Annotated in this window: 16 protein-coding genes and 1 riboswitch; of the genes, 7 read left to right on the top strand and 9 right to left on the bottom strand. The window is 67.9% G+C overall.

Annotated elements, in window-relative coordinates; genetic code table 11:
* The first annotated feature begins 516 nt into the window (after positions 1-516).
* The 5 genes from sdhC (at position 517) to ABEU20_RS16035 (ending at position 5,363) form a co-directional block, all read left to right on the top strand.
* The gene (sdhC, locus tag ABEU20_RS16055) at positions 517-921 is read left to right on the top strand and encodes a succinate dehydrogenase, cytochrome b556 subunit (RefSeq protein ID WP_107983715.1); all 405 of its coding nucleotides are present in this window, start codon (positions 517-519) and stop codon (positions 919-921) included.
* A gap of 1 nt (position 922) precedes the next feature.
* Positions 923-1,366 carry a succinate dehydrogenase hydrophobic membrane anchor subunit gene (locus ABEU20_RS16050; protein WP_420165378.1) on the top strand — a complete coding sequence of 148 codons (444 nt, stop codon included), beginning with the start codon at positions 923-925 and terminating at the stop codon, positions 1,364-1,366.
* A 15-nt stretch (positions 1,367-1,381) separates the two neighbouring features.
* On the top strand, positions 1,382-3,133 hold the full coding sequence (gene sdhA, locus ABEU20_RS16045; protein ID WP_420165377.1) for a succinate dehydrogenase flavoprotein subunit: 1,752 nt from the start codon (positions 1,382-1,384) through the stop codon (positions 3,131-3,133).
* On the top strand, positions 3,133-3,909 hold the full coding sequence (locus tag ABEU20_RS16040) for a succinate dehydrogenase iron-sulfur subunit (protein WP_420165376.1): 777 nt from the start codon (positions 3,133-3,135) through the stop codon (positions 3,907-3,909). The genes sdhA and ABEU20_RS16040 overlap by 1 nt, the downstream gene beginning before the upstream one ends.
* Before the next feature lie 116 nt (positions 3,910-4,025).
* A complete protein-coding gene (locus ABEU20_RS16035; protein WP_420165375.1) occupies positions 4,026-5,363 on the top strand; it encodes a D-alanyl-D-alanine carboxypeptidase family protein in 1,338 nt (445 codons plus the stop codon).
* Between the two features lie 28 nt (positions 5,364-5,391).
* Here the strand turns inward: ABEU20_RS16035 and yhjD are convergent, their stop codons facing one another.
* The 7 genes from yhjD to ABEU20_RS16000 all read right to left on the bottom strand — a co-directional run bounded on the left by yhjD (position 5,392) and on the right by ABEU20_RS16000 (position 11,752).
* A complete protein-coding gene (gene yhjD / locus ABEU20_RS16030; RefSeq protein ID WP_420165374.1) occupies positions 5,392-6,417 on the bottom strand; it encodes an inner membrane protein YhjD in 1,026 nt (341 codons plus the stop codon).
* A 7-nt stretch (positions 6,418-6,424) separates the two neighbouring features.
* Positions 6,425-7,468 carry a tryptophan--tRNA ligase gene (gene trpS / locus ABEU20_RS16025; RefSeq protein WP_420165373.1) on the bottom strand — a complete coding sequence of 348 codons (1,044 nt, stop codon included), beginning with the start codon at positions 7,466-7,468 and terminating at the stop codon, positions 6,425-6,427.
* A 14-nt stretch (positions 7,469-7,482) separates the two neighbouring features.
* Positions 7,483-7,920 (bottom strand): barstar family protein, encoded by a 438-nt coding sequence (locus tag ABEU20_RS16020; protein ID WP_420165372.1) that lies wholly within the window; start codon positions 7,918-7,920, stop codon positions 7,483-7,485.
* Positions 7,920-8,384, bottom strand: coding sequence for a ribonuclease domain-containing protein (locus ABEU20_RS16015; protein ID WP_420165371.1), 465 nt, complete (start codon positions 8,382-8,384; stop codon positions 7,920-7,922). Before ABEU20_RS16015 ends, ABEU20_RS16020 begins: the two co-directional genes overlap by 1 nt.
* On the bottom strand, positions 8,384-9,187 hold the full coding sequence (locus ABEU20_RS16010) for an exodeoxyribonuclease III (RefSeq protein ID WP_420165370.1): 804 nt from the start codon (positions 9,185-9,187) through the stop codon (positions 8,384-8,386). Before ABEU20_RS16010 ends, ABEU20_RS16015 begins: the two co-directional genes overlap by 1 nt.
* Before the next feature lie 20 nt (positions 9,188-9,207).
* Positions 9,208-10,338 (bottom strand): MFS transporter, encoded by a 1,131-nt coding sequence (locus ABEU20_RS16005; protein ID WP_420165566.1) that lies wholly within the window; start codon positions 10,336-10,338, stop codon positions 9,208-9,210.
* 196 nt (positions 10,339-10,534) lie between these two features.
* The gene (locus ABEU20_RS16000) at positions 10,535-11,752 is read right to left on the bottom strand and encodes an NADP-dependent isocitrate dehydrogenase (RefSeq protein ID WP_420165369.1); all 1,218 of its coding nucleotides are present in this window, start codon (positions 11,750-11,752) and stop codon (positions 10,535-10,537) included.
* A gap of 301 nt (positions 11,753-12,053) precedes the next feature.
* Positions 12,054-12,169, top strand: a riboswitch (SAM riboswitch).
* Positions 12,170-12,311: 142 nt separating this feature from the next.
* On the opposite strand from ABEU20_RS16000, the gene ABEU20_RS15995 reads away from it, so the two are divergent.
* Together ABEU20_RS15995 and metX are read left to right on the top strand one after the other, a co-directional pair.
* Positions 12,312-13,622, top strand: coding sequence for a bifunctional o-acetylhomoserine/o-acetylserine sulfhydrylase (locus tag ABEU20_RS15995; RefSeq protein WP_420165368.1), 1,311 nt, complete (start codon positions 12,312-12,314; stop codon positions 13,620-13,622).
* Positions 13,619-14,764, top strand: coding sequence for a homoserine O-acetyltransferase MetX (gene metX / locus ABEU20_RS15990; RefSeq protein WP_420165367.1), 1,146 nt, complete (start codon positions 13,619-13,621; stop codon positions 14,762-14,764). The genes ABEU20_RS15995 and metX overlap by 4 nt, the downstream gene beginning before the upstream one ends.
* Positions 14,765-14,794: 30 nt before the next feature.
* Here metX and ABEU20_RS15985 read toward each other — a convergent pair whose 3' ends face one another.
* Positions 14,795-15,070, bottom strand: coding sequence for a DUF3017 domain-containing protein (locus ABEU20_RS15985; RefSeq protein ID WP_420165366.1), 276 nt, complete (start codon positions 15,068-15,070; stop codon positions 14,795-14,797).
* Between the two features lie 9 nt (positions 15,071-15,079).
* On the bottom strand, positions 15,080-15,940 hold the full coding sequence (locus ABEU20_RS15980; RefSeq protein ID WP_420165365.1) for a bifunctional methylenetetrahydrofolate dehydrogenase/methenyltetrahydrofolate cyclohydrolase: 861 nt from the start codon (positions 15,938-15,940) through the stop codon (positions 15,080-15,082).
* Between the last annotated feature and the right edge of the window lie 25 nt (positions 15,941-15,965).

The following is a 15,965-nucleotide window of genomic DNA, read 5'->3' as shown; positions in this document are numbered from 1 at the left end:
GCAGGTGGGATCACGAATTGCTGTGGACCACTTCCGTCACACAAGATGACGGCCGTAACCATGCGAAATGATGTTACCGGCGAGTAGAAACTCGCCGACGCGGCACAGACCGTGTGAGACATTTTCCACATTGCATCCGCAGGCCACAGACCCATGGCCCCGAGGCGCGATCCCACGTCGCACGCGTGCACACCGGACGCGACGCCGACCATCGCAGACCGATGACCATTGTCCTGCAACGGTTTACGTCGAAACAGGGCCCTTGGTCCCCAGTCGGGGCCCACTACTGAATGCATGCAGACAATCGACTGTCACCGCCAGACTCGATATGGGAAGGCAAACCTAACAACCATTTTCGACGCCGTACGAACCGCAGAGGGAATTAGTTCCCGGATTCAGTTGGGTTTAGAGTTCACAGAAGTCGGTTTAGGTTCTCGTCGAGCCCGAGCTGCTGGACACTCGAAAAGCTGTGCAGGCTCGACGCGCCCACCAAAGACGTTGGAGGCACAGCACTCGATGAGCAGCACGACTGAAGCCGCTCCCGCTAAGGAGCGCACCCGGTCGCTTTACCGGGGAGACCCGGGCATGTGGTCCTGGGTTCTACACAGGATCACTGGCGTAGCGACATTCTTCTTCCTTTTCGTCCACGTCCTGGACACCGCGCTCGTGCGCGTCAACCCGGACACGTACGACCGAGTCATCGAGACCTACAAGAACCCCCTTGTCGGCCTCATGGAGCTCGCCCTCGTCGCCATGGTGCTGTACCACGCACTCAACGGCGTGCGCGTGATGCTCGTCGACTTCTGGTCGAAGGGACCCCAGTACCAGCGCGTCATGCTCTGGGTGATCATCGCGATCTGGTTCGTGGTGATGATCCCGGGTGCCGGCCGCATCTTCTACAACATGTTTGCGGGGCACTGACATGACGACAGAAGCCAAGTCTCTCGGCACGGCGTTCGATCGCCCCGCCAGCCTGGACAACCCCCGCTCGCCGCGTAAGCCGGCGAAGAACAACTTCGAGCTCTACGCGTGGCTGTTCATGCGTTTCTCGGGCCTGGCGCTCATCATCCTGGTCCTGGGTCACCTGTTCATCATGCTGATGCTCGACGACGGCGTGCATCGCATCAACTTCGCGTTCGTCGCGGGTCGCTGGTCCAGCCCGTTCTGGCAGTTCTGGGACCTCACCATGCTCTGGCTCGCCCAGCTGCACGGCGGTAACGGCCTCCGTACGGTCATCGCGGACTACTCGCGCAAGGACTCCACCCGGTTCTGGCTCAACACGATCCTGGTCGTGTCGATGATCCTGATCATGGGTCTGGGCACCTACGTCATCTTCACCTTCGACCCCAACATCTCGGCGAGCTAGGGGAGCAGAGACTTCATGCAGGAACATCGTTATGACGTCGTCATCGTCGGCGCCGGTGGCGCTGGCATGCGCGCAGCCATCGAGTCCGGCCCCCGCGCCCGCACCGCGGTCCTGACGAAGCTGTACCCCACTCGTAGTCACACCGGCGCCGCCCAGGGCGGCATGTGCGCCGCTCTGGCGAACGTCGAGGAAGACAACTGGGAGTGGCACACCTTCGACACCGTCAAGGGCGGCGACTACCTCGCCGACCAGGACGCCGTCGAGATCATGGCCAAGGAAGCCATCGACGCGGTGCTGGACCTCGAGAAGATGGGTCTTCCGTTCAACCGCACCCCCGAGGGCAAGATCGACCAGCGTCGTTTCGGTGGTCACACCCGCGATCACGGTAAGGCTCCGGTTCGCCGTGCGTGCTACGCCGCCGACCGCACCGGCCACATGATCCTGCAGACGCTCTACCAGAACTGCGTCAAGCACGACGTCGAGTTCTTCAACGAGTTCTACGCGCTCGACATCGCGCTGACGGAGACCCCCGAGGGCCCCGTCGCCACCGGTGTCATCGCCTACGAGCTCTCCACCGGCGAGATCCACGTCTTCCACGCGAAGTCGATCGTGTTCGCCACGGGTGGCTCGGGCCGCATGTACAAGACGACGTCCAACGCGCACACCCTCACCGGTGACGGCATGGGCATCATCTTCCGCAAGGGCCTGCCGCTCGAGGACATGGAGTTCCACCAGTTCCATCCGACAGGCCTCGCCGGCCTGGGCATCCTCATCTCGGAGGCCGTCCGAGGCGAGGGCGGCATCCTCCGCAACGCCGACGGCGAGCGGTTCATGGAGCGCTACGCCCCCACCATCAAGGACCTCGCGCCGCGCGACATCGTCGCCCGCTCGATGGTGCTCGAGGTGCTCGAGGGTCGCGGTGCCGGTCCGAACAAGGACTACGTCTACATCGACGTCACGCACCTCGGCGAGGACGTGCTCGAGGAGAAGCTCCCCGACATCACCGAGTTCGCGCGAACCTACCTGGGCGTCGACCCGGTCACCGAGCTCGTTCCGGTGTACCCGACGTGCCACTACGTCATGGGCGGCATCCCCACCAAGATCAACGGTGAGGTGCTGCGCAACAACGAGGACCACGTGCCCGGCCTGTACGCCGCCGGCGAGTGCGCGTGCGTCTCGGTGCACGGCGCCAACCGCCTCGGCACCAACTCGCTGCTGGACATCAACGTCTTCGGTCGTCGCGCCGGCATCGCCGCCGCGGAGCACGCCGAGAAGTCCGACTTCGTCGAGCTGCCCGAGAACCCGGCCGAGAAGGTCGAGAAGTGGCTCGAGGTCATCCTGTCCGATCACGGCCACGAGCGCGTCGCGGACATCCGCACCGAGCTGCAGCAGTCGATGGACAACAATGCGTCGGTGTTCCGCACCGAGCAGACGCTGTCGCAGGCGCTCGAGGACATCCACGCCCTCAAGAAGCGCTACAACCACATCACGGTCCAGGACAAGGGCAAGCGCTACAACAGCGACCTGCTCGAGGCCGTCGAGCTGGGCTTCCTGCTCGAAATGGCCGAGGTCACGGTCGTCGGTGCGCTCAACCGCAAGGAATCGCGTGGCGGCCACGCCCGCGAGGACTACCCGGAACGCAACGATGCCGAGTACATGCAGCACACGATGGCGTACAAGGAAGGGTCGGAGCTCATCTCCCCGATCCGTCTGGACTACAAGCCGGTTGTCCAGACCCGCTACGAGCCGATGGAGCGTAAGTACTGATGTCCGCACCTGTCATGGACAAGGACGCACCCGCGCTGCCGCCCGTCCCCGAGGGCGCGGTCATGGTCACCCTCAAGATCGCCCGGTTCAACCCGGAGGACGGCGAGGGCCAGCGCTGGGAGAGCTTCCAGGTTCCCACCCTGCCGACCGACCGTCTGCTGAACCTGCTGCTGTACGTGAAGGGCTACCTGGACGGCACGCTGACGTTCCGTCGGTCCTGCGCGCACGGCGTGTGCGGTTCGGACGCGATGCGGATCAACGGCGTCAACCGTCTGGCCTGCAAGGTCCTGATGCGCGACATGCTGCCCAAGGACGGCCGTCCGATCACGATCACCGTCGAGCCCATCAAGGGTCTGCCGGTCGAGAAGGATCTGCTGGTCAACATGGAGCCGTTCTTCGACGCGTTCCGCGCCGTGAAGCCGTTCCTCATCACCACGGGCAACGAGCCGACCCGCGAGCGCATCCAGTCGCAGGCGGACCGTGCCCGGTTCGACGACACCACCAAGTGCATCCTGTGTGCTTGCTGCACCACGTCGTGCCCGGTGTACTGGAGCGACGGCACCTACTTCGGCCCGGCCGCGATCGTGAACGCGCACCGCTTCATCTTCGACAGCCGTGACGAGGGCGCGTCCGAGCGTCTCGACATCCTGAACGACAAGGACGGCGTGTGGCGCTGCCGCACGACCTTCAACTGCACCGACGCGTGCCCCCGTGGCATCCAGGTGACGAAGGCGATCCAGGAAGTCAAGCGCGCGCTGCTGTTCGCCCGCAAGTGATGCTCTCGTAAGCACCCACAGCACCACCGTTTTGCGCACTTGGCGCTGCTCCCGACCAGTTCGGGGCAGCGCCAAGTGCGCAATACGCGTTTCAGGGCCTACCCTGGAATTTCGTTATGGCTGCTCACCCGATGTCCGCGCGGCGGCGAATCCTCCTGACCGCCACTGCCTCCGCACTCCTCCTCGGTGCCGGGGGCGCTCCCGCCGTGGCCCTGCCCCTGGCGGGGCAGGCTCCCCTCCCAGCGGACCCGGCGGTCGCGCCCACCACCACTCCCCCGTTCAGCACACCGAACACCGACGCGTGCCCGCAGCGGCTGTCGCCGCCGCCCGCGATCGACCTGTCGGAGGTGCCGCGTCCCGGTGAGACCGCGCCCGCCCCGGTTCCGGTGCCGGAGGAGCCGGTCGGCGGAGAGGCCCTCGGCAACTGCGGCATCGTCGCCGCACCCGGCACCCCGCCCCTTCCCGCCGAGATCTCCGCGACCGGGTGGGTCCTGTCCGACCTCGACACCGGACAGGTCCTCGCCACGAAGGATCCGCACGGCCGCTACCGACCCGCCAGCACCATCAAGGTGCTGCTCTCACTCGTGGCGCTGGACGAACTCGACCTGGACACGACGATCGTGGCGGATGCGGCGGCAGCTTCGATGGAGGGCAGCTCGGTGGGTCTCGGCGCCGGCGGCACGTACAGCAACCTGCAGCTGATGCAGGGGCTCGTCATGCGGTCGGGCAACGACGCCGCTCAGGCCCTCGCACAGCAACTCGGCGGCGAGCAGGCCACCGTGGCCAAGATGAACGCCAAGGCCGCGTCGCTGGGCGCGTCGGACACCCGGACGGCGTCCGTGTCCGGACTGGACGGGCCGGGCATGTCGACGTCGCCGTACGACCTCGCGCTGTTCTTCCGCGCGGCCATGCAGAACCCGACGTTCGCCCAGCTGATCACGACGGACACCGTGATGTTTCCCGGTCATCCCGCCGATCCGACGAAGCCCGACGACAAGCCCGTCGATCCGTACCCGATCTTCAACGACAACCAATTGCTCGCCAACTACCCGGGCGCCCTGGGTGGCAAGACCGGATACACCGACGACGCCCGTCAGACGTTCGTCGGCGGTGCCGAACGCGACGGCCGACGCCTCGCGGTCACGTTGATGGCGGCGGATGTGCTGCCGATCCGTCCGTGGGAGCAGGTCGCGCGCCTGCTCGACTACGGCTGGGCTCTCGACCCTGCCGTCTCGGTGGGGGTCCTCGTCGATCCGACGAGCACGTCGGACGAGCCCGCGGTCCAGGTCTCCGGACCCGAGACACACGGTCCCGGAGGCATGGACCTGGCGTCGGGCTCGGATCTACCGAACAAGGACCTCGCGGGACGCGTCGCGGTCGGCATCGTCGGGACGGGAATCGTTGTCGGACTGCTGGGGTGGGCGCGGGTGATCACCCGCCGGAAGCGACGCTGATCCGGCCCTGATCCGGCGCTGTTGCCGCTCAGTCACCACGCCTGCGCCACAGGCCGGCCAGCCCGATCGCGGCGAGCGCGCCGGCGCCGGTGAGTGCCAGCGCCTCCTTCGCCGACGCACCCTCGCGGACCTGCACGCGGGGCTTGATGACGGCGGCCTCGGGCGGCGGCACGTACGCGTTGGCGAGGTTCTCCCGGGCCGTGGCCGCCCACGCGGTGGCGAACAGGATGAGGCGCGCGCTGAGGTTCGCGAACACCAGGAGACCGATGATCGGACCGAAGGCCGCACCTGCCGGACCCCGACTCACGGCCTCGAGGTAGATCGCACCGACCTGACGGAAGATCTCGAAGACGATGGCGGCTGCGAACGCTGCGCGCCCGGCGCTGCGCAGCGTCACCGTCTCGCGCGGCATCCGCGCGATCACCCAGGACAGCAGCGCCCAGGTGGCGAGCACGCCGATCGCCAACGAGGTGATCCGCAGCAGGACGCCCACACCGGTCACGTTCTCCACACCGAGCCACTCGACGACCTGACGGGCGACCGGACCGTTGCTGAGCGCCGACAGTCCGAACGTCACGAGCATCGCCCCACCCAGACCGAGGAGCGCCCCGAAGTCCTTGAGCTTCGTGATCACGAAGTTCCCGGCCTCGTGGGTGTGCTCCCACATCGCCGTCAGCGCGTCCCGGAGGTTGGTGATCCAGCCGATGCCGGCATACGCGGCGCCGAGGAGACCGAACACACCGACACTCGTGCGCGCGGAGATCGCGGAGTCGATCAGTCCGTTGACGGTGTCGCCGAGCCCGCTGGGCATGTTCTTGCTGACCTGGTCCTGGATCTCGGTGACCCACTCCGGATTTCCCGCGAGCGCGAAACCGGCGATCGCGAACGCGACCATCAGGATCGGAACGATCGCGAGGATCGTGAAGTACGTGATCCCGGCGGCGTAGTAGTCGCCCTTCTGCTGCTGGTAGCGACCGCCCGCCCGCACGAGGTGATCGAGCCACGGCCGCGCCGCACGCTGCCTGTCGAGAAAACTGGGCGCGGCCTCGGCCATGTACGGGTTACCTCCTGGTTGTCAGGAATCCCACCTTCTCATAGACCTGCCCGAGTGTCCGGGCAGCGACAGCACGGGCCCGATCGGCACCGGAGGCGAGAATGCGGTCCAACTCCGCGCGGTCCGAGAGGTAGCCGTCGACCTTCTCGCGCAGCGGCGTCACGAACTCGGCGAGGACCTCGGCGGTGTCGGCCTTGAGGTCGCCGTAGCCCTTACCCTCGTAGCCCGCGACGAGGTCGTCGATGCCCTTGCCGGACAGTGCCGACTGGATCGTGAGCAGGTTGCTGACGCCGGGCTTGTTCTGCGGGTCGAAGCGGATCTCCCGCTCGTTGTCGGTGACTGCGGACTTGATCTTCTTGGCGGAGACCTTGGGGTCGTCGAGGAGGTTGATCAAACCGGCCGGCGTCGGGCCGGACTTGCTCATCTTCGACGTCGGATCCTGCAGGTCGTAGATCTTGGCGGTGCCCTTGATGATCTGTGCCTCGGGGATCACGAACGTCTTGCCGAAGCGGGTGTTGAACCGGCCGGCGAGGTCGCGCGCGAGCTCGAGGTGCTGGCGCTGGTCCTCGCCCACCGGCACACGCTGCGGGCGGTAGAGCAGGATGTCGGCGGCCATCAGCACCGGGTAGGTGAACAGCCCGACGCTGGCGTGGTCGCTGCCCTGCTTGGCCGACTTGTCCTTGAACTGCGTCATCCGGCTCGCCTCACCGAAACCGGTGATGCAGTTGAGGACCCAGGCCAGCTCGGCGTGCTCGGGCACCTGGCTCTGCACGAACAGCGTCGACCGCTCGGGATCGATGCCGAGCGCCAGCAGCTGAGCGACGGCCCGAAGGGTGCGCTGCCGCAGTTCCTTGGGGTCCTGCGGCACGGTGATCGCGTGCAGGTCGGGGATGAAGTAGAAGGCGTCGAAGTCGTCCTGCAGGGGCACCCACTGCTGCAGCGCACCGAGGAAATTGCCGAGGTGGAACGAGTCGGCGGTGGGCTGGATACCGGACAGGACGCGAGGCTTCGCGGTCGGTGCGGTCGTGGGGTTCTCTGCAGTGCTCGACATAATTCCCGATACTTTCACGCGCCGGGATCGGCGATGCGAGGGAGGTGCACGCCGACCGAGGTGAAACGTTCGACGACGGCGTCCGCGTGTCCGGACCGCACCTGCAACGCGATCGACGCGACACGGCCGCCCATCGCCTCCGCGAACCACGCCAGTTCGGTCGGCTGTTCGTTCAGCAGCGTGTCGGCGTCGAGTACCAGCACCACCGGGTCCACGCCGACCGTGTCGGCGAGCTCGCCGAAGCACTCGTCGAACCCATCCTTGTTGCGGCCGAAGTAGTACGGGAACTGCAGCGCCGCAGCGAACTCGTCGAACAGCGCCGCGACCGTCGGCATCCGTCGGCCGCGCACGTGCCGCACCGGGCGCGCGGTCCGCAGCTCCTCCTCGATCCCGGCGGTGCGGCGGGGATCGGCGACCAGCAGGGACAGTCCGTGCGGAAACGTCGGGGTCATCAGCGCATCCTCGCGAACGTCTCGTAGTGGTCGTCGGTGTACCACGCGGACCCGTCGCTGCCGGTCACGATCCGCTCGGCATCGCGGCCACGGCCGTCCACCTTCCGGTTGACGTCCCACTCCTGGTAGCGGACCTTCTGCCCGCCGGCAGTCGCGGGCAACCGGCCCTCGTGATTCCCGAACGTCCGGCCGCCCTGTGTGCCGGGGGCGTCGCCCGGCGGCCAGCGTCCGGCGTCGACGGCCGCGAGGGTGACCCACGCGGCCTGGGGCACGCCGCTCACCTGCCGGGGAGCCGTGGTGGTCGCGGCCTTCGCGGACGCGGCGGCGCTGCTCGTGGCCGACACCGACGACGCGACGGACGATTTCTCGTCGCCCCCGTTCTGGGTGCCCACGAACAGCGCGACCGCCAGTCCCACGAGGGCGACCAGCAGGGCGACGATCGGGCTCTTGCGCCGCGCGGCCATCAGCGGAACTGCACGGTGACGGGCGCGTGGTCGGACCAGCGCTCCGCGTACGTCGCGGCGCGTTCGACGCGAGCCTCCTTCGCGCGCGCGGCCAGGCCGGGCGTGGTGAAGTGGTAGTCGATACGCCACCCGGCGTCGGTGTCGAAGGCCTTGCCGCGGTACGACCACCACGAGTACGGGCCGTCGACCTCGGGGTGCAGTTCGCGCACGACGTCGACCCACGCGCCGCCGGTGAGCAGCGCAGCCACCCACTCGCGCTCACCGGGCAGGAACCCCGACTTCTTGACGTTGCCCTTCCAGTTCTTGATGTCCCGTTCGGTGTGGGCGATGTTCCAGTCGCCGCACACGAGCACGTCGCGTCCGGCCGCCGTCGCCGCCTGGGCGCTCGCCGTCAGATGCGCCGCGAACGACGCCATGAAGCGTTCCTTCTGCTCCTGCTTGGGCGTCTCGGCCTCGCCGGTCGGCAGGTAGAGGCTGCCGACGGTGAGCGCGTCGAAGTCCGTCTCGATGTAGCGTCCGGCGTCCGCGAACTCGTCGTCGCCGAAGCCGATGCGGACGGCGTCGGCCGGCCGGCGCGAGAGCACCGCCACACCGTTGCGTCCCTTCGCGGACGGTTCCGCGGACGCGACGTGCCAGCCCTGCTCGAGGGCCGGTGCCAGCGTCTCGTGCAGTTGCTTGTCCGACGCCCGCGTCTCCTGCAGGCACACGACGTCGGCCTGGGATCCGGCGAGCCAGTCGATCAGGCCCTTGCGGGCGGCGGCGCGGACGCCGTTGACGTTGACGGTGGTGATGATGTGCGGCACGCGGAGAACCGTATCGGACGTCACCGACGAGCCGTCACCACCGCGACGGCCAGCACCGCCAGGCCGGCGAGCGCCAGCCCCGACCCCACCAGTGCGGGCGCCGTGTAGCCGAGACCGGCCGCGATCACCACACCACCGATCCACGCCCCGAAGGCGTTGGCGATGTTGAGAGCGGAGTGGTTGAGTGCGGCCGCGAGCGCCTGCGCGTCGGCGGCGACGTCCATCAGCCGGGTCTGCAGTCCCGGCACGAGCGCCGACCCCGCCGCCCCGACGAGGAACAGCACCACCATCGCGGTGTACGGGTTGTGCGCGGCGAGCGCGAAGAGCGCAAGGAGCGCCACCAGGGCGGCGAGCATCGCGAACAGCCCGGGCGTGAGCGCCCGGTCCGCGAGGCGGCCGCCGAAGACGTTGCCGACCACCATGCCGAGCCCGTAGACCATGAGCGCGAGCGGCACCAGCGCCACCGGAAGTCCGGCGACGTCGGTCATGGTCCAGCCGACGTACGTGTAGACAGCGAACATGCCGCCGAAACCGACGGTGGCAACGACGAGCGTGAGCCACACCTGCCCACGCCGCAGCGCCGCGAGCTCGGTCCGCGGATCGGTGGTCCGCACGTCGTGCAGGGGCGGCACCCGGAGCGCGATCGCCGCGACCGTCAGCGCACCGATGATCGCGACGACACCGAACGCGCTGCGCCAGCCCAGCCCCTGTCCGATCCACGTGGCGGCGGGTACCCCGACGACGTTCGCGACCGCGAGCCCGCTCATGACCATCGCGACGGCCTTCGCGCGGCGTCCGGGACCGGCCAGGTGGGCGGCGACCAGCGACGCGACCCCGAAGTAGGCGCCGTGCGGCAGTCCGGCGACGAAGCGCGCCACGAGCAGCCCTCCGTAGTTCGGCGCGACGATCGTCGCCGCGTTGCCGACCGTGAAAGCGATCATGAGCGCGATCAGCAGCGTCTTGCGCGCCGCCCGCGCCGTCAGGGCCGCGATGACCGGCGCCCCCACCACGACGCCGAGCGCGTACGCGGTGATGACGTGCCCGGCGGTGGGCTCGGAGATTCCCAGACCATCGGCGATCTGGGGCAGCAGGCCCATCGCGACGAACTCGGTGGTGCCGATGCCGAACCCGCCCATCGCGAGCGCGAGCATCGCGCGGCGGCGACCGGCGGCCGAGAGTTTGTCGGCAACGGGCGTGGAAACAGTGGCCGAGACGGTCAAGAAGTGGAGCCTTCCGAGCTCGATACGAACGGACGCGACACCGAACGGCGACGTCCGACGGTAGCGGGGAAACGGAAACGGGACGTTCCCACGAAGGGAACGCCCCGTTTCGGCGAGGGTTACGCGATTATGCGCGGGCCTTCTGCAGGTTCTCGTCGAGGGTCGCGAGGAACTCCTCGGTGGTCTGCCAGGCCTGGTCCGGACCGACCAGCAGTGCGAGGTCCTTGGTCATCTGGCCGTTCTCGACGGTCTTGATGACGACGTCCTCGAGCTGCTGAGCGAAGTCGATCAGCTCCGGGGTGTTGTCCAGCTTGCCGCGGTGCTCGAGGCCACGGGTCCAGGCGAAGATCGACGCGATCGGGTTGGTCGACGTCGGCTTGCCCTGCTGGTGCTGACGGAAGTGGCGCGTGACGGTGCCGTGTGCGGCCTCCGCCTCGACCGTGCGTCCGTCCGGCGTCATCAGCACGGAGGTCATGAGGCCCAGCGAGCCGTAGCCCTGCGCAACGGTGTCGGACTGGACGTCACCGTCGTAGTTCTTGCAGGCCCAGACGTAGCCACCCTCCCACTTGAGCGAGGATGCGACCATGTCGTCGATGAGGCGGTGCTCGTAGTGCAGGCCCGCGGCGTCGAACTCGGCCTTGAACTCGGTCTCGTAGATGTTCTGGAACTCGTCCTTGAACATGCCGTCGTAGGCCTTGAGGATGGTGTTCTTCGTGGAGAGGTACACCGGGTAGTTCTGCTGCAGGCCGTACGCGAGCGAGGCGCGCGCGAAGTCCTGGATGGACTTCTTGTAGTTGTACATACCCATGACCACGCCGCCGTCCTCGGGCAGGCGGCACACCTCGTGCTGGATCGGCTCGGAGCCGTCGTCCGGGGTGTAGGTGATGGTGACGGTGCCGGCGCCGGGAGCCTTGAAGTCGGTGGCGCGGTACTGGTCACCGAAGGCGTGACGGCCGACGATCACGGGCTTGGTCCAACCGGGGACCAGACGCGGGACGTTCGAGATCAGGATGGGGGCGCGGAAGATCGTGCCGCCCAGGATGTTACGGATGGTGCCGTTCGGCGAACGCCACATCTTCTTCAGGCCGAATTCCTCGACCCGCGCCTCGTCCGGGGTGATCGTGGCGCACTTGACGCCGACGCCGTGCTTCTTGATGGCTTCCGCGGCGTCGATGGTGACCTGGTCGTCGGTGGCATCGCGATGCTCGATCCCCAGGTCGTAGTACTCGAGATCGACATCCAGGTACGGATGGATCAGCTTGTCTTTGATGAACTGCCAGATGATGCGCGTCATCTCGTCGCCGTCGAGTTCGACGACCTTGCCTTCGACCTTGATCTTGGACATGGGGGCTTCGCGTCCTCCTAGGAAGTGTCCCTGGTTCCGTTCCCTGGGTACTGGGGGTGCACGGGCCGCTTTGTGGGCGGACCCGCCAACGGTTCAATTATCAAACGTAGACGTTTCGGATCCCCCTCGGCAGGGACGACCCAAACATGACGAGCGTACTGCTATTGATTCGGAGCGCAAGCACGCCCCCTGGGCTCACACACCTACCTACCGGTAACTTTGCGTGTTTCACCACCCCTCGGGTTCGAAGTTCCGCACCCTCCTTCCCGTGTGCCCGTTTCTGCCGCTAAGATCACGGCCAGGTCATGAGTGTCAGCGTCAAGCCCCGGCTCGCTGGCCGGCAACCCTCCAACCGCGGTGGGGTGCCCCGGGTGATGACCAGGTCTTCCGACGCAGGTCGGGAGACAAGCGCGGGTCCGCTGGGACGGACCCACTGACCGGGCCATGCCCCACCGGAGGTTCTTCATGTGTAGTTGTCACGAGTAGCCGGTCCACAGGCGCGCAGACGATGCTGCGCCAACCTCATCTGCAGACTTCACAACCTGGAGTAGAACGACTCATGACCGAAATCACGGACGCAGTCGACCCGACGGCGAACTGGAGCTTCGAGACCAAGCAGGTCCATGCCGGGCAGTCGCCCGACGGAGCCACCAACGCCCGCGCGCTGCCGATCTACCAGACCACGTCGTACACGTTCGACAGTACCGATCACGCCGCGGCGCTGTTCGGCCTGGCCGAGCCGGGCAACATCTACACCCGCATCATGAACCCGACGCAGGACGCCGTCGAGCAGCGCATCGCCGCGCTCGAGGGTGGCGTCGCCGCTCTGCTCCTCGCCTCCGGCCAGGCCGCCGAGACGTTCGCGATCCTCAATCTGGCCGAAGCGGGCGACCACATCGTGTCGAGCCCGCGCCTGTACGGCGGCACGTACAACCTCTTCCACTACTCGCTGCGCAAGCTGGGCATCGAGGTCTCGTTCGTCGAGGATCCCGACGACATCGAGCAGTGGCGCGCCGCGATCCGCCCGAACACCAAGGCGTTCTACGGCGAGTCGATCTCGAACCCGTTGGGCGACATCTTCGACATCCCCGGGATCTCGAAGGTCGCGCACGAGAACGGCATCCCGCTGATCGTCGACAACACCGTCGCGAGCCCGTACCTGATCCGCCCGCTCGAGCACGGCGCCGACATCGTCGTCCACTCGGCCACCAAGTACCTCGGCGGCCACGGCACCGCGGTCGCCGGTGTCATCGTCGACGGCGGCACGTTCGACTGGACGCAGGGCCGGCACACCAACTTCACCACCGCCGACCCCAGCTACCACGGCGTCGTCTACGCGGACCTGGGCGCACCGGCGTTCGCACTCAAGGCCCGCGTGCAGTTGCTGCGCGACCTGGGCGCGGCCATCTCGCCGTTCAACGCCTTCCTCATCTCGCAGGGCATCGAGACGCTGAGCCTGCGGATGGAGCGGCACGTCGCCAACGCGAAGGCCGTCGCCGAGTACCTCGACGCCCGGCCCGAGGTCACGTCGGTCGCGTACGCCGGCCTGCCCTCGTCTCCGTGGCACGAGCGCGCGAAGACGATCGCCCCGCGCGGCACCGGCGCGATCGTCGCGTTCGAACTGGCCGGTGGCGTCGAAGCCGGAAAGAAGTTCGTCAACGCGCTGTCCCTGCACAGCCACGTCGCCAACATCGGTGACGTGCGCTCGCTGGTGATCCACCCGGCGTCGACGACCCACTCGCAGCTCACTCCCGCGGAGCAGCTCGCCTCGGGCGTCACCCCGGGTCTGGTCCGGCTCGCCGTCGGCATCGAGGGCATCGACGACATCCTCGCCGACCTCGACGCCGGCTTCGCGGCGGCAACATCTTGACCGTCAGCTCTGTCCGCAACGCCCGTCCGGCGGGGTTCCCCCCGCCGGACGGGCAGTTGTGTTTTATCCCCATCGGCTCGCTCGAACTCGAGAGCGGCGTCGTTCTGCCCGACGTCACGGTCGCGGTCCAGCGGTGGGGTGCACTGGCGACCGACCGGGACAACGTGATTCTCGTCGAGCACGCCCTGACCGGCGACTCGCACGTCACGGGACCCGCGGACGACGAGCACCCCTCCCCCGGCTGGTGGGACGGCATGGTGGGCCCGGGCGCCCCGATCGACACGAACGAGTGGTGTGTGATCGCCACCAACGTGCTCGGTGGCTGCCGCGGCACCACGGGTCCCGGATCGATCGCCGCCGACGGTGCGGTGTGGGGTTCACGCTTCCCGGAGATCTCCATCCGCGACCAGGTGGCCGCCGAGGTGGCCCTCGCCGACGTGCTCGGCATCGAACGTTTCTCCTCCGTCGTCGGTGGGTCGATGGGTGGCATGCGGACGCTCGAGTGGATCGTCGGCCATCCCGATCGGGTGGACTCGGCGCTGGTCCTCGCGGTCGGCGCCCGTGCCACGGCCGATCAGATCGGCACCCAGACCACCCAGATCGCCGCCGTCACGAGCGACCCCGACTGGCAGGGTGGCGACTACCACGGCACCGGACGGATCCCGCGTGTCGGCCTGGGGCTGGCCCGCCGCATCGCCCATTTGACGTACCGCACCGAGGCCGAACTCGATTCCCGATTCGCCAATGATGCGCAGGCCGACGAGAACCCCCGCGACGGTGGCCGTTACGCGGTCCAGAGCTACCTCGACCATCAGGCCGAGAAGCTCGTCGCCCGGTTCGATCCGGCGACGTACGTGCTGCTGACCGAGGCGATGAACCGACACGACGTCGGCCGTGGCCGCGGCGGTGTCGCCGCGGCGCTGGCGTCGACGAACGTCCCGGTGATCGTCGGTGGCGTCGACTCCGACCGGCTGTATCCGCTGCGCCTGCAGCAGGAACTCGCCGACGGGCTGGCGGGCAGCGACCGGTTGCGCGTGCTCGCGTCGAAGGACGGCCACGACGGCTTCCTCACCGAAGCGGATGCGGTGGCCCAACTGTTGAAAGAGACGATGGAACTGGCGCGCGCCGCCCGTCGGGGCTGAGCACGGACGACACCCGGATGCGGCCGCGCGTCAGTCGGTCCCGAGCGGGTCGATCGACGCCGCCAGTGTGATGATCGTGGCGCCGACCACCGCCATCGCCGCCACGTCGAATCCCTTGCCACGCACGGCCAGCAATCCGACTCGGTCCGGCGACAGCACCGCACGCAGGAAGGCCGCGAGCACCATGGCGCCCCCGAGAACGAGGGCGCCACGGCGCCAGCGGTCGGCGAGAACCAGCACGAAGGCCGCCGCCACCACGAGGAGGACGGCGAGCAACGGCCAATTCCTGCGCACGAACTGCGTCACGGACGAGTCCTAGTCGGACAGGCCGGCGAGCTGCTCGGCCCGCTCCACGACGTTGCTGAGCAGGAAGGCGCGCGTGAGCGGTCCGACACCACCGGGGTTGGGCGACACGAAACCGGCCACCTCGCGGACGTCGTCGGCGACATCCCCGCGCAGGCCGTCGGCGGTGCGGCTGACGCCCACGTCGAGAACCGCGGCACCGGGCTTGATCATGTCGGCGGTGACGAGTCCCGGGACGCCGGCCGCGGCGATCACGATGTCCGCCTGACGCACCTGTGCGGCCAGGTCACGGGTTCCGGTGTGGCACAGCGTGACCGTGGCGTTCTCGGTGCGGCGGGTGAGCAGCAGGCCGATCGGGCGGCCGACGGTGACGCCGCGGCCGACGACGGCGACGTGGGCACCGGCGATCGGAACCTCGTAGCGGCGCAGCAGGTGCACGATGCCCCGCGGGGTGCACGGCAGCGGCGCTTCCTTCCCGAGGACGAGGCGTCCCAGGTTCACCGGGTGCAGGCCGTCGGCGTCCTTGTCGGGGTCGATGCGCTCGAGCGCGGCGTTCTCGTCGAGGTGCTTGGGAAGCGGGAGCTGCACGATGTACCCGGTGCACTCGGGGTTGGCATTGAGCTCGTCGATCGTGGCCTCGAGCTCTTCCTGGGTGATGTCGGCCGGCAGGTCGCGGCGGATCGAGGTGATCCCGACCTTTGCACAGTCGCTGTGCTTGCCGCGCACGTACGCGGCCGAGCCGGGGTCGTCGCCGACGAGGATGGTGCCCAGTCCGGGCGTGATGCCCTTCTCCTTCAGGGCTGCCACCCTGGCCTCGAGGTCCTCGAAAATCTCGTCGCGGGTTGCTTTGCCGTCCAGGATCGTTGCAGTCACGGCGACCATTGTTCCAGGCTAGGGT

The organism is Rhodococcus parequi (assembly GCF_046042785.1).
Taxonomy (GTDB): Bacteria; Actinomycetota; Actinomycetes; order Mycobacteriales; family Mycobacteriaceae; genus Prescottella; species Prescottella parequi.
The sequence above is the reverse complement of the archived record's forward strand: the minus strand, read 5'-3'. Positions and strand labels throughout refer to the sequence as shown.

Coding starts and splice junctions, on each gene's coding strand:
- ABEU20_RS15995 (WP_420165368.1), top strand. CDS start 12,312: ATGACCGAAATCACGGACGCAGTCGACCCGACGGCGAACTGGAGCTTC.
- yhjD (WP_420165374.1), bottom strand. CDS start 6,417: ATGGCCGAGGCCGCGCCCAGTTTTCTCGACAGGCAGCGTGCGGCGCGG.
- ABEU20_RS16005 (WP_420165566.1), bottom strand. CDS start 10,338: ATGCTCGCGCTCGCGATGGGCGGGTTCGGCATCGGCACCACCGAGTTC.
- trpS (WP_420165373.1), bottom strand. CDS start 7,468: ATGTCGAGCACTGCAGAGAACCCCACGACCGCACCGACCGCGAAGCCT.
- ABEU20_RS16000 (WP_420165369.1), bottom strand. CDS start 11,752: ATGTCCAAGATCAAGGTCGAAGGCAAGGTCGTCGAACTCGACGGCGAC.
- ABEU20_RS16020 (WP_420165372.1), bottom strand. CDS start 7,920: ATGACCCCGACGTTTCCGCACGGACTGTCCCTGCTGGTCGCCGATCCC.
- ABEU20_RS16015 (WP_420165371.1), bottom strand. CDS start 8,384: ATGGCCGCGCGGCGCAAGAGCCCGATCGTCGCCCTGCTGGTCGCCCTC.
- ABEU20_RS16035 (WP_420165375.1), top strand. CDS start 4,026: ATGGCTGCTCACCCGATGTCCGCGCGGCGGCGAATCCTCCTGACCGCC.
- sdhC (WP_107983715.1), top strand. CDS start 517: ATGAGCAGCACGACTGAAGCCGCTCCCGCTAAGGAGCGCACCCGGTCG.
- ABEU20_RS16050 (WP_420165378.1), top strand. CDS start 923: ATGACGACAGAAGCCAAGTCTCTCGGCACGGCGTTCGATCGCCCCGCC.
- ABEU20_RS16040 (WP_420165376.1), top strand. CDS start 3,133: ATGTCCGCACCTGTCATGGACAAGGACGCACCCGCGCTGCCGCCCGTC.
- sdhA (WP_420165377.1), top strand. CDS start 1,382: ATGCAGGAACATCGTTATGACGTCGTCATCGTCGGCGCCGGTGGCGCT.